Genomic DNA, 12,865 nt, shown 5'->3' with positions numbered 1-12,865 from the left:
CTCTCTGGGCGCGCCGCAGGATGGAGCAGCGGTCACTACAAGGGGTCACCATGATGGCGAAGTGTTCATTGAGAGAGGCGAATTGCAGTGAAGTTCCGTCAACAGGACCGATTGCCGGTGTCCGAGAAATGACGCCAAAAAGCTGATAGGTGGGAGGGCAAGCCCTCCCACGTCACGTTCAGACCGCCGCAGGACGCAGCGAATAGGTCTTCAATTGGTGGGCAAAATCCCGCAGGGATTGGATGCCGCTGGCCTCGGCTTCGTGCACCCATTCCTTGATGGCGGCCAGCATATCGTGGCCATTGGAGCTGGTTTTGAGCCAGATCTGCTGCAGCGCCAGGCGCTTTTCATAGATCACCTTCAGGGCCTGGCTGTGCTCGAGCATGCTCTGGATGCGCACGTGGTGGCGGTCATCGAGCAAGCTGGTCTCACGCGACAACAATCGCTTGGCGCGATGGAATTGGTGGCGCACCGAGTGATCGACCTTCTCCAGCTCCTGCTTGACCAGTGGGCCGATCACCAACTTGCGGTACTGGGCCATGATCTGGAAGCGGTTGTTGAGGATCGCCATGGCGGTGTCCATGTCCAGGTGGCCCTTGCCTTCCACGCGATGGGCAATCGGTGCAACGCGCTGCACCTTGGCCAGGCGCAGGAAGCTGAACACCTTGATCCAGGCCCAACCGAGGTCGAACTCCCACTTCTTCACCGACAACTTGGCCGAGTTGGGATAGGTGTGGTGGTTGTTGTGCAGCTCTTCGCCGCCCACGATGATGCCCCACGGCACCAGGTTGGTGGCGGCGTCACGGCATTCGAAGTTGCGATAGCCCACGGCGTGCCCCAGGCCGTTGATCACACCGGCGGCCCAGAATGGAATCCACATCATCTGGATCGCCCAGATGGTGATGCCGATGGTGCCGAACAGCAGCAGGTCGATCACGCCCATGATCGCCACACCCAACAGCGGGTAGGGGGTGTAGAGCTTGCGTTCGATCCAGTCGTCCGGGCAGTTCTTGCCGTAGATGCGCAGGGTCTCGGGGTTTTCCGCCTCGGCGCGGTACAGCTCGGCGCCTTTGCGCAATACGGTGGACAGGCCCTTGATCACCGGGCTGTGCGGGTCATCGACGGTTTCGCATTTGGCGTGGTGTTTGCGGTGGATGGCGGTCCACTCGCGGGTGTTCTGCGCCGTGGTCAGCCACAGCCAGAAGCGGAAGAAGTGTTTCAGGCCGGCATTGAGCTCCAGGGAGCGATGGGCTGAATAACGATGCAGATAAACCGTGACGCCAACGATGGTCACGTGGGTCATCAACAGAGTGACTGCCACCAGTTGCCAGGCTGACAAGTCAAGAAAACCGTTGTACCACATAGGCTGTATGGCCCTCAGAAAAAGAAAAACCAGCTCACGCATTATCACTAAGCCTACAGAGAAAACCAGCCGCCCTTTCAGATAGGAGTGACTGGATGTTTCTTATTCTATAATCCGCAGCCTTTGTAGGGCGATTCTGTTTTTTTGGTAAGGATTACTGACCATATGCTGTTTTCATACCGAGGTGCCCTGCGTGTGGGGCTGGTATACCTGCTGGTATCCATTGCTTGGCTCCAGCTCAGCGACCATATATTGATCAACTTTCTCGATGAACCGCAGGAGTTGGGGCGCTGGCTGCAAGTGCGCGGGTACGTGTGGGTGGCCCTGAGTGCCCTGGCGATTTACCTGCTATGCGCGCGTTTTGCCCGTGCGCACCAGTTGCAGCAACCGCTGCAGGAAAATCGCGAGCGCCTGCGCCAGGCCGCCGCGGTGTTTGATTGCACCCGCGAAGGCGTGCTGGTCACCGACGCGCAGGGGCTGATCGTGCATGTGAATCGGGCCTTTATGGCGATCACCGGCTACCAGCGCGAAGACGTCATGGGGCGCGAACCCAGCCTGTTCAAGTCCGGGCGCCATTCGTCGCATTTTTACCAGCAGATGTTCCAGTGCCTGGAGCGCACCGGCGAATGGAGCGGTGAAATCTGGAACCGACGCAAAAGCGGCGAGATTTACCCGCAGTGGCAAACCATTCGGGTAATCCGCGATGACCTTGGCCAAGTCAGCCATTATGTCGCGGTATTTTCCGATATCACCGCCATCAAGGATTCCGAGCACGAGCTGGCCCACCTGGCGCATCACGACCCCCTGACCGACCTGCCCAACCGCCTGCTGTTTACCGACCGCGCCGAGCAGGCGCTGGCCTCGGCGCAAATCCACAAGCGCGGCTGCGCCCTGCTGTTGCTGGACCTGGACCACTTCAAGATCATCAACGACAGCCTTGGCCATAACGTCGGTGACCAATTGCTCAAAGTCGTGAGCGAACGCCTGCTGGGCTTGTTCGGCCCCGGCGTGACCCTGGCGCGCCTGGGCGGGGACGAGTTTGCCGTGCTGATGGAAAGCTGCCCGCAGGTGGTGCAGGCGGCCGCGTTGGCGCAACGCATGCTGGAGGCGATGAAGCAACCGTTCAGGTTCGACGGCCACCAGCTGTTTATCAGCGCCAGCATCGGCATCAGCCTGTTTCCCAATGACGCCTTGAGCGCCGAACAACTGCTGCGCAATGCCGACTCCGCGCTGTTCAAGGCCAAGAGCGCCGGCCGCGAAGGCTACGCGCTGTACACCGAAGAACTCACGGCCCACGCCCAGAACCGCGTGGAAATCGCCAGTGAACTGCGGCGCGCCCTCGACCAGCAGGAGCTGCGCGTCTATTACCAGCCGGTGCACGACCTGCACAACAGCCGCCTGGTGGGCGTAGAAGCCCTGGTGCGCTGGCAGCACCCGGAACGCGGGCTGGTGCCGCCGGGCGAATTTATCCCGATCGCCGAACGCACCGGGCTGATCGCCGATATCGACGCTTGGGTCATGGACCAAGCCTGCCGCCAGATGTGCCAATGGCTGGCCGACGGTGCGCCGCTGGGCTTTATCGCGATCAATGTGTCCAGCCGGCTATTTGCCCGACGCGAATTGTACGAGCAAGTCGCTCAGGTGCTGCACGACACCGGCCTGGACCCGGCCTACCTTGAACTGGAAGTCACCGAAAGTGCAGTGATGGACGACCCGGAAGTGGCCCTCGAGCAACTGCACCGCCTGCGCGAACTGGGCTTGCGCCTGGCCATCGACGACTTCGGTACCGGCTATTCCTCCCTGCTGCGCCTCAAGCGCCTGCCGGTGCAGAAACTCAAGATCGACCAGGGTTTTGTCGCCGGGCTGCCGTGGGACGAAGATGACGCCGCGATTGTGCGGGTGGTGATCGCCCTGGCCAAAAGCATGGGCATGCAGGTGCACGCCGAAGGGATTGAGCAGGTAGAGCAGGCGCGGTTTTTGTTGGATCAGGCGTGCGATATGGGGCAGGGGTATTGGTTCGGGCGGCCGATGCCGGCGCAGGCGATTGATTGGGATAGAGCTCCCGCTATCCGAACTTGAAATACAGTCAAATGTGGGAGGGGCTTGCCCCCGATGAGGGAGTGTCAGCCAACCAATAAGTGACTGACCCACCGCCATCGGGGGCAAGCCCCCTCCCACATTTGAATCTCTCAAGGCTTAATTTCAGCACAAGCTGCCAAAATCCTCTCGCAACCCCGCGTCTTGCCAGAAAATTCTTTCTGGTTATATAAACATTCTTAAATAGTATTTTTAAGAATATCCGCGCTTATCTACTATCGCCTCACGCCGCAAGCAGTGCCGCCACTGCGAGGCACTATTCATTTCAGGAGCGAGACCATGAGCGCATCTCTACGTAGCGTCGACGGCCAGGACGAAGCAGCCATTTTGCGTGAGATCCAGAGCGCCCTGCGCGATCTGCGGTTTGGCGCGGTGGAAATCACTGTGCATAACGCTCAAGTGGTACAGATCGAACGCAAAGAAAAATTCCGTTTGCAGAACCCGGGTAACAAACCGAGCTAAGCAATAACGGCGATAGACCCCCGTCACTATAAGAAAAAGCCAACACCCAAGAATTTTCAGGAGCTTCTATGTCGTCGATTCGCCGTTATGCCCTGGCCGCCCTGGCCAGTGCCGTGTTTGCAGGTTCCGCCGTTGCCAAGGACTACGAGTTGCTCAACGTCTCGTACGACCCTACCCGTGAGCTGTACCAGGATTACAACGCTGAGTTCACCACCTTCTGGAAACAGTCCCACCCCGGCGACAATGTGAAGATCCAGCAATCCCACGGTGGTTCGGGCAAGCAAGGCCGTGCAGTGATCGACGGCCTGCGCGCCGACGTGGTCACCCTGGCCCTGGCCGGCGACATCGACGAAATCGCCAAGCTGGGCAAGACCCTGCCGGAAAACTGGCAAACCCGCCTGCCGGACGCCAGCACCCCGTACACCTCGACCATCGTGTTCCTGGTGCGCAAGGGCAACCCTAAAGGCATCAAGGATTGGGGCGACCTGATCAAGAAAGATGTGTCGGTGATCACTCCTAATCCGAAAACCTCCGGTGGTGCGCGCTGGAACTTCCTCGCCGCCTGGGCCTATGGCCTCAAATCCGGTGGCAGCGAAGCCAAGGCCCAGGAATACGTGAAAGAGCTGTTCAAGCACGTGCCGATCCTCGACACCGGTGCTCGCGGTTCGACCATCACCTTCGTCAACAACGGTCAGGGTGACGTGTTGCTGGCCTGGGAAAACGAAGCGTTCCTGGCGCTGAAAGAAGACGGCGGCGCCGACAAGTTCGATATCGTCGTGCCTTCGCTGTCGATCCTCGCGGAGCCGCCGGTGGCCGTGGTCGACAAGAACGCCGAGAAAAAGGGCAACACCGAAATCGCCACCGAATACCTGAAGCACCTGTACAGCCCGGCTGGCCAGGAGATTGCGGCGAAGAATTTCTACCGCCCACGCGATGCAAAAGTGGCCGCCAAATACGCCCAGCAGTTCCCGAAACTGGACCTGGTGACTATCGACAAAGACTTCGGCGGCTGGAAAACTGCCCAACCGAAATTCTTTAACGACGGCGGCGTGTTCGATCAGATTTACACCGCGCAGTAACCAACACAATCTGGTGGCGCACGCTATGCCCTGTGGGAGCTGGCTTGCCTGCGATAGCATCGCCGCGGTGTGACTGACATACCGCGGCGCTTGCATCGCAGGCAAGCCAGCTCCCACAGGACGTGTGTGCCTCCAGTGGTTTTCCCTTAACCAAGGACTCTTATGTCGCGTCGTATTTCCCCCGTCATACCCGGCTTCGGGCTGACGCTGGGCTACACCGTGGTGTACCTCAGCCTGATCGTACTCATCCCCCTCGCGGCGATGTTTGTACACGCCGCTCAACTCACCTGGGATCAGTTCTGGAACATCATCTCGGCACCGCGCGTGCTGGCGGCGTTGAAACTGAGCTTCAGCACCGCGCTCTACGCCGCGCTGATCAATGGCGTGATCGGCACGCTGCTGGCCTGGGTGCTGGTGCGCTATACCTTCCCCGGCCGCAAGATCATCGATGCGATGATCGACCTGCCGTTCGCCCTGCCCACCGCCGTGGCCGGTATCGCGCTGACCGCGTTGTACACGCCGACCGGCCTGGTCGGCCAGTTCGCCGCTGACCTCGGTTTCAAGATCGCCTACAGCCCGTTGGGTATCACGCTGGCGCTGACGTTCGTCACGCTGCCATTCGTGGTGCGCACAGTGCAGCCGGTGCTGGCCGATATCCCTCGCGAAATCGAAGAAGCCGCCGCCTGCCTGGGCGCCAAGCCGTTGCAGGTGTTCCGCTATATCCTCGTGCCCGCGTTGCTGCCTGCCTGGCTGACCGGCTTTGCCCTGGCCTTTGCCCGTGGCGTCGGTGAGTACGGTTCGGTGATTTTCATCGCCGGCAACATGCCGATGAAAACCGAGATCCTGCCGCTGCTGATCATGGTCAAGCTCGACCAATACGACTACCGCGGCGCCACCTCCATCGGCGTGCTGATGCTGGTGGTTTCATTTGTTTTGCTGCTGCTGATCAACTTGTTGCAGCGGCGCATCGAACGTCCATAAGGAGGCGCGGAACATGTCCCAATCGTCTATTTCCGCTGCATCCTCGGCCAACGCTGCCCGTCGTGGCAGCGCCGTGTCGCGACGCATCCTGATCAGCCTGGGCTGGCTGGTGTTCTTTCTGTTCCTGTTGCTGCCGCTGTTTATCGTGGTGTCCCAGGGCTTGAAGAATGGCCTGGGCGCGTTCTTTACCGCGATCCTTGAGCCCGACGCACTGTCGGCGCTGAAGCTCACGGTGATCGCCGTGTTGATCTCGGTGCCGCTCAACGTAGTGTTCGGCGTCAGTGCCGCCTGGTGCGTGAGCAAGTACTCGTTCCGTGGCAAGAGCATCCTGGTGACGCTGATCGACCTGCCGTTCTCGGTATCGCCAGTCATCGCGGGCCTGGTGTACGTATTGATGTTCGGCGCCCAGGGTTTATTCGGCCCGTGGTTGCAGGAGCATGACATCCAGATCGTGTTCGCCTTGCCGGGCATCGTGCTCGCCACCATCTTCGTGACTGTGCCCTTTGTGGCCCGTGAACTGATCCCGCTGATGCAGGAGCAGGGCACCCAGGAAGAAGAGGCTGCTCGCCTGCTGGGCGCCAATGGCTGGCAGATGTTCTGGCATGTGACCGTGCCGAATATCAAATGGGGCCTGATCTACGGCGTGGTGCTGTGTACCGCACGGGCCATGGGCGAGTTCGGCGCGGTGTCGGTGGTGTCCGGCCACATTCGCGGCGTGACCAACACCCTGCCGCTGCACGTCGAGATTCTCTACAACGAATACAACCACGTTGCCGCGTTTGCGGTGGCGAGTCTGCTGCTGATCCTGGCGCTCTTCATCCTGCTGCTCAAGCAGTGGAGCGAGAACCGAATTAATCGCCTGCGCGCAGCAAGCAGTGAGGAATAAGTCATGTCGATCGAAGTCCGTAATGTCAGCAAGAACTTCAACGCCTTCAAGGCCCTGAACAGCATCAATCTGGATATCCAGAGTGGCGAGCTGGTGGCGTTGCTCGGCCCGTCCGGCTGCGGCAAAACTACCTTGCTGCGCATCATTGCCGGCCTGGAAACCCCGGATGACGGCAGCATCGTGTTCCACGGTGAAGACGTGTCCGGCCACGACGTGCGTGATCGCAACGTCGGTTTTGTGTTCCAGCACTACGCGCTGTTCCGCCACATGACCGTGTTCGACAACGTCGCCTTCGGCCTGCGCATGAAGCCGAAAAACCAGCGCCCGAATGAAAGCCAGATCGCGGTAAAAGTCCACGAGCTGCTGAATATGGTGCAGCTCGATTGGCTGTCTGATCGCTACCCGGAACAACTCTCCGGTGGCCAGCGCCAGCGCATCGCCTTGGCCCGCGCCCTGGCGGTAGAACCTAAAGTGCTGCTGCTCGATGAGCCGTTCGGCGCCCTCGACGCCAAGGTGCGTAAAGAGCTGCGTCGCTGGCTGGCGCGCCTGCACGAAGACATCAACCTGACCTCGGTGTTCGTGACCCATGACCAGGAAGAGGCCATGGAAGTCGCCGACCGTATCGTGGTGATGAACAAGGGCGTGATCGAGCAGATCGGCTCACCGGGTGAAGTCTACGAAAACCCGGCCAGTGATTTTGTGTACCACTTCCTGGGTGATTCCAACCGCCTGCATTTGGGCGAGGACAATCACGTGCTGTTCCGTCCGCATGAAGTGTCGCTGTCGCGGCATGAACTGGAAGACCACCATGCGGCTGAAGTGCGCGATATTCGCCCGCTGGGCGCCACTACGCGGGTCACCCTGAAAGTGGAAGGCCAGAGCGAGCTGATCGAGGCTGAAGTGGTGAAAGACCACGACAGCCTGACCGGTTTGGCGCGGGGCGAGACCTTGTTCTTCAAACCCAAGGTCTGGCAAAAAGCCTGAGTCTACAAACACTGCAAAACCCTTGTGGGAGCCGGGCTTGCCCGCGATGGCGGACTGTCAGTCGGCAATGATGTTGGCTGGCCCACCGTCATCGCGGGCAAGCCCGGCTCCCACATTTGTTCTTCAGTGCCTGTTAGACCGTGGCGTTTTTCGCGCGTACCGCCACCGGCCCCGAACGCTCTTCAATCTGCTGCTTGAGCCCCTGGCGCAACCCCACCAGAAATGCCAACTCCACCACCACAAACAACGGCCCCACGATCAGCCCGGACACGTCATCCACAAACGCCGGCTTCCGGCCCTCGTAGTAGTGGCCGACAAACTGAATCACCCAGCCCACCACAAACAGGCCGATACCGCTGCTGAGCCACACCAGCGTGCTCTGCGCCGCCAGCACGTGCCCGGCCCACACCGCCAAGCCCATCAGCACTGTCATCAGCACGCCGAGCGCCAGCTCCAGGCGCAGGTAAAACCACGCCGAAAACAGCGCGACAATCACTGCCGGCGACAGCCAAAGGCCACCAACCGCCCATTCGGGGCGTGACAGCAGCACGGCCACGGCGACCACGATCAAGGGGATGCCAATAAAGTGGCTGGCAATATTGCGTGGGTCGCGGTGGTAGGCGGCGTATTGACTGAGGTGGTCGACGAGGCTTTTCATTGTTGTTCCTCCTGTAGGATGTTTGATCATGCCCTGCCGGCCCGCCACTGACTGTCAGTTGGGCGACAATCTTCGGAGTTCTCATGGACGTAGACCAATGGCACGCCCGGCTGGCTGCCGGTCACTGGTTCAGCCATCTACCCGCGCCTTTTCAGCATAGCTTGCTGGCCCATGCGCAGCTGCGCCAACTGGCGGGGGGCAATACCTGTTCAAGCGCGGCGACCCGCCCTGCGGCCTGTATGCCGTGCTCGACGGCAGCCTGCGGGTCAGCGCGGTGAATGAGCAGGGCAAGGAGGCGATTTTGAGCCTGATGGAGGTACCCTACTGGTTCGGCGAAATCTGCCTGTTCGACGGTTTGCCGCGCACCCACGACGCCTGCGCTGTTGGGCCGTGCACCCTGTTGCAGGTGCCGCAGCAGGCGCTGCTGAAAATCCTCGACCAGGCCCCTCGGTACTGGCGCGACCTGGCGTTATTGATGAGCCAGAAGCTGCGCCTGAGTTTTATCGGCCTGGAACAGCTCAGCCTGATGCCGGCCTCGGTGCGCCTGGCCCATCGTTTGTTGATGATCGTCGAGGGGCACGGCGATATCGAACCCGCCAGACGCGTGCTGCAATTACCCCAGGAAGACTTGGCGGCGATGTTGAGCCTGTCGCGCCAGACCACCAACGCTTTGCTCAAGGACCTGCAAACCCAAGGCATCGTGCGCCTGGGCTATGGCGAGATCGAAATCCTCGATGCGCAGCGGCTGCGGCAGGCGGCGCACACCTGAGGGTGGTAGCCTGCAGGTCTGATCAATCGAGGTGTGTTATGCGCGTGCTGTTAGTGGAACATGAGACCGACGAAGCACAGCGGATGGCCCAGGGTTTGAACGAGGCCGGCTACACCGTGGAAGTCGCGGCCAACGGCATGGCGGCGCAGCGTTTTGTCGAAAGCGCCGACTATGAACTGGTGATTCTGGATGTGATGCTGCCGGGCCTGAACGCCTGGAAGTTGCAGCAGGCCATTCGGCAGAAGGGCGATACGCCGCTGCTGTTTTTGACCACGCCGGGCGGGATTGAAGACCGCCTGCGCGGCCTGGAATTGCATGAGGATGACTACCTGCTCAAGCCGTTTGAAGCCAAGGCGTTAGTGGCGCGGGTGAGAAAGGTTTTGCGCCGCGATCGCGGGCGCTGACTGAGCCACCGCCATCGCGGGCAAGCCCGTTCCCACAGGGGAACGCATTCCAAATGTGGGAGGGGGCTTGCTCCCGAAGAGGCCCTTACACCCACCGCACATCCCACTACCGCAACCCATCCCGAAACTGCCCCGGCGTCATCCCCGTCCAGCGCTTGAACGCCCGGTTAAAACTGCTGGTATCGGCAAACCCGAGCAAATGACTGATCTCAGCCAATGAACATTGCGGGTCGCGCAGGTGCAGCAACGCGAGGTTCTCCCTGCATTCATTGAGCAGCGCGTCAAAGCGGCAGCCCTCATCCGCCAGATGCCGCTGCAAGCTGCGCAGGCTCAGGTGCAGGGCCTGGGCAACCCGTTCGGCACTTGGCTCGCCTTCGGGCAGTTGCGCCTCGATGGCTGCGCGCACTTTACGTTCCCAGGTCAGCGGTTGCAGTTGGGCGAGGGTGCGCTTGAGCACGGTTTCGTTGTGTTCGGCCAGTTCCGGGTTGGCATCGTCCAGGTGGCTGTCGAAATCATGGGCGGCGAATTCGAGGCGGTCTTCCTCGGCGGCAAAAAACACCGGCGCACGAAACACCGTGTGCCAGGGGTTGGGGTCGGCCGGTTCCGGGCGGCGCAGGTACACCGCCAAAGGCGCGTAGTCCCGGCCCAGGCGGTTGCGGCAGGTGCGCACATAGATCGCGGCGAAGGCATCGATGGCTTCCAGCGCCGGCGCCGGGCTGCCCGGTGGTTGCAGCAGGCGAAAGCGGTAGCGCTCGCCATCGCCGCTAAGCTCCAGCACCAGGGCATCGCTGACCACCTGGTGATAGCGCACGATGCGCTCGAACACTTCCCGCAGACTGCCGCTGGCCACCAAGGCATAGCCGAGCGCATGAAACGTGGTGGGGCTGACAAACCGCGACACCCGCAAGCCGATTGCCGGGTCGCCGCTGGCCTGCACCGCCAGTTCCCACAGGCGCGTGGTGGCCGACAGCGGGTAGCGCGCATTCGGGTCGTCCATTTGCTGCGGGTCGAGCCCGGCCTCGACGCACAGCGCGGCGCTGTCGAGGTCCAGGGCGTCGAGCTGCTTGCGCAGGGCGCGGGTCCAGCTGGCGAGGGAAGTCGGTTCGGTCATGACGATTGGCGCTTGCGGTCAACAGGTTGGCGTGTGGGGCTAGCGTCCTGCACGCGGGCCTGGTGCAGGATGTAACCATCAGTAAACAAGAGGATGGGAGCATGGACGGTACTTCTGCAAGTCCCCAACAGATGAACGCGCAACAGCGCTCGGCGCATATTCGTGAAGTGGTGTTGGCCGAAGGCCTCAGGTTGCGCCAACAGCACCCCTGGTTGTTGCATCAGGACGCGCTGGGCGCGGGCATCCTGGCGTTCGCCCTGCTGGGCATGCTGGGTTCGGCGGCGCTGTACATCAGCGGCCATATGGCCTGGTGGGTGTGCCTGCTGCTCAATGCCTTTTTGGCCTCGCTGACCCACGAGTTGGAACACGACCTGATCCACAGCATGTACTTTCGCAAGCAACGCGTGCCCCACAACCTGATGATGGGCCTGGTATGGCTGGCGCGGCCGAGTACGATCAACCCGTGGATCCGCCGGCACCTGCACCTCAACCATCACAAGGTGTCGGGCACCGAAACCGATATGGAAGAGCGCGCCATCACCAATGGCGAGCCCTGGGGTTTTGCGCGGTTGCTGATGGTGGGCGATAACGTGATGTCGGCCTTCATCCGGATGCTGCGCGCCAAAACCTGGAGCCACAAATTCAAGATCCTCAAGCGCTCGCTGCTGGTGTACGCACCGTTGGCGCTGTTGCACTGGGGCGCCTGGTACATCTTCCTGGGCTTTCATGCGGCCAACGGCATCGCCAGCCTGATGGGCACGCCGATCGGCTGGTCAGCCGGTACGTTGCAGATGATGCAGGTGATCGATATCGCCGCCGTGGTGATCATCGGCCCCAACGTGTTGCGCACCTTTTGCCTGCACTTTGTCAGCTCCAACATGCACTACTACGGCGACGTGGAACTGGGCAATGTGCTCCAGCAAACCCAAGTGCTGAACCCGTGGTGGCTGTGGCCGTTGCAGGCGTTCTGCTTCAATTTCGGCAGCACCCACGGCATCCATCACTTTGTGGTTAAAGAGCCGTTTTACATCCGCCAGATGACGGCCGGAGTGGCACACAAAGTGATGGCCGAGATGGGCGTGCGTTTCAACGATTTTGGGACGTTTGCGCGGGCCAATCGCCTTGGCTTTCCACCGCCAGCAGCGTCTCGATCAGCGCCTTTGCCGCAGGCGACAAGCGCACCCCAGCGCGGCTGATCACCCCGCAGCGGGTGTTCAAACTGTCCAGGGCGTGGGGCACGTTGCGCCAGTGCAGCGGGTGCAACTGGCCACTGGCGAAGGCGTCGAGGAAGGCTTCTTCGGCGCCCAGGCCGATGGCGTCGGACTGGCGCACGATGCTGGCCAGCGCGGCAAACTGCTCCAGCTCGATGGCGGGTGCGAAGTCGATGCGCCCGCTGAGGTTGGCCAGCAGTTTGCGAATGCCGGGGGCGATCAAGGGCGTGGCCAGCGGGTAGCCGAACAGGTCGTTGGTGGACAGGCTGTCCTTGGCCAGCAGCGGGTGCCCGTCGCGGCAGAAAAACACGCTGCGCCGAGGCGTCAGGGCCTGGGTCTGGAAGTTCGGCTCGGCCTCGAAATGGCGCACGTCGGCGATAAAAAACTCGATCTCCTCCCGGGCCAGGCTGCGCCCGAGTTTTTCCCAATTGTCTACCTGCAACGCGGTACGCACCTTGGGGTATGCCGTGACAAACCGCGCCATGGTCTGGGGCACCAGGCTGACGGCCGCCACCGCATCGCTGCCAAACCGTACCTCGCCCGCGTCGAGCTTGGTCATGCGCGTCACTTCATGGCTGAGCAGCGCCGCACCTTGTACCAGGCTCAGGGCATGTTGCAGCACCACTTGGCCTTCGGGGGTCGGGCGCAGGTCTTTATGGGCGCGGTCCACCAGCACACAGCCGAACTCCTGTTCCAGGCCCTGGATGCTACGGCTGAACGCCGGCTGCGTGATGCCCATGGCGTCGGCGGCGCGCACGAAACTGCGGTGCTCGTTAAGAGCGATGAAGTAACGCAGTTGGCGAAGATCCATGGTGTGCCCGGCATCCTGTAGAAGAACCGGGATTTTAAGGTGGCTTCTT

At 61.2% G+C, this 12,865-nt stretch carries 12 protein-coding genes and 1 pseudogene; 9 read left to right on the top strand and 4 right to left on the bottom strand.

From position 1 onward, the window contains the following. Window positions 1-178 precede the first annotated feature (178 nt). A complete protein-coding gene (locus LRS56_25500) occupies window positions 179-1,363 on the bottom strand; it encodes an acyl-CoA desaturase (protein WDU62087.1) in 1,185 nt (394 codons plus the stop codon). A 165-nt stretch (window positions 1,364-1,528) separates the two neighbouring features. On the opposite strand from LRS56_25500, the gene LRS56_25495 reads away from it, so the two are divergent. The 6 genes from LRS56_25495 (at window position 1,529) to LRS56_25470 (ending at window position 7,852) form a co-directional block, all read left to right on the top strand. Next, window positions 1,529-3,442: an EAL domain-containing protein gene (locus LRS56_25495; GenBank protein WDU62086.1), complete on the top strand. Its 1,914-nt coding sequence runs from the start codon at window positions 1,529-1,531 to the stop codon at window positions 3,440-3,442. A 297-nt stretch (window positions 3,443-3,739) separates the two neighbouring features. Next, entirely contained in the window at window positions 3,740-3,922 is a 183-nt protein-coding gene (oscA, locus tag LRS56_25490; GenBank protein ID WDU62085.1) for a sulfur starvation response protein OscA, read from the top strand. Window positions 3,923-3,990: 68 nt separating this feature from the next. Next, complete coding sequence (locus tag LRS56_25485) at window positions 3,991-5,001, top strand: sulfate ABC transporter substrate-binding protein (protein ID WDU62084.1); 1,011 nt, start codon at window positions 3,991-3,993, stop codon at window positions 4,999-5,001. A gap of 162 nt (window positions 5,002-5,163) precedes the next feature. Beyond that, complete coding sequence (gene cysT / locus LRS56_25480; GenBank protein ID WDU62083.1) at window positions 5,164-5,982, top strand: sulfate ABC transporter permease subunit CysT; 819 nt, start codon at window positions 5,164-5,166, stop codon at window positions 5,980-5,982. Window positions 5,983-5,995: 13 nt separating this feature from the next. After that, entirely contained in the window at window positions 5,996-6,868 is an 873-nt protein-coding gene (gene cysW, locus LRS56_25475) for a sulfate ABC transporter permease subunit CysW (GenBank protein ID WDU62082.1), read from the top strand. Between the two features lie 3 nt (window positions 6,869-6,871). Then, window positions 6,872-7,852 carry a sulfate ABC transporter ATP-binding protein gene (locus LRS56_25470; protein ID WDU62081.1) on the top strand — a complete coding sequence of 327 codons (981 nt, stop codon included), beginning with the start codon at window positions 6,872-6,874 and terminating at the stop codon, window positions 7,850-7,852. Window positions 7,853-7,985: 133 nt separating this feature from the next. Here LRS56_25470 and LRS56_25465 read toward each other — a convergent pair whose 3' ends face one another. Next, a complete protein-coding gene (locus LRS56_25465; GenBank protein WDU62080.1) occupies window positions 7,986-8,510 on the bottom strand; it encodes a DUF962 domain-containing protein in 525 nt (174 codons plus the stop codon). Between the two features lie 83 nt (window positions 8,511-8,593). Here LRS56_25465 and LRS56_25460 point away from each other — a divergent pair. Beyond that, window positions 8,594-9,279: pseudogene (locus tag LRS56_25460) on the top strand (Crp/Fnr family transcriptional regulator). Between the two features lie 38 nt (window positions 9,280-9,317). Then, the gene (locus LRS56_25455) at window positions 9,318-9,683 is read left to right on the top strand and encodes a response regulator (GenBank protein WDU62079.1); all 366 of its coding nucleotides are present in this window, start codon (window positions 9,318-9,320) and stop codon (window positions 9,681-9,683) included. Between the two features lie 106 nt (window positions 9,684-9,789). On the opposite strand, the gene LRS56_25450 is transcribed toward LRS56_25455, so the two are convergent. Beyond that, entirely contained in the window at window positions 9,790-10,794 is a 1,005-nt protein-coding gene (locus LRS56_25450) for an AraC family transcriptional regulator (GenBank protein ID WDU62078.1), read from the bottom strand. 101 nt (window positions 10,795-10,895) lie between these two features. Here LRS56_25450 and LRS56_25445 point away from each other — a divergent pair, with 101 nt between their 5' ends. Beyond that, on the top strand, window positions 10,896-11,990 hold the full coding sequence (locus LRS56_25445) for a fatty acid desaturase (protein WDU62077.1): 1,095 nt from the start codon (window positions 10,896-10,898) through the stop codon (window positions 11,988-11,990). Here LRS56_25445 and LRS56_25440 read toward each other — a convergent pair. Further along, window positions 11,881-12,816 (bottom strand): LysR family transcriptional regulator, encoded by a 936-nt coding sequence (locus LRS56_25440; GenBank protein ID WDU62076.1) that lies wholly within the window; start codon window positions 12,814-12,816, stop codon window positions 11,881-11,883. The two genes, LRS56_25445 and LRS56_25440, sit on opposite strands and share 110 nt — an antisense overlap. Window positions 12,817-12,865: the final 49 nt, after the last annotated feature.

The sequence above is a fragment of the Pseudomonas poae genome (assembly GCA_028869255.1).
In the GTDB taxonomy this organism is placed as follows: domain Bacteria; phylum Pseudomonadota; class Gammaproteobacteria; order Pseudomonadales; family Pseudomonadaceae; genus Aquipseudomonas; species Aquipseudomonas poae_C.
The sequence above is the reverse complement of the archived record's forward strand: the minus strand, read 5'-3'. Positions and strand labels throughout refer to the sequence as shown.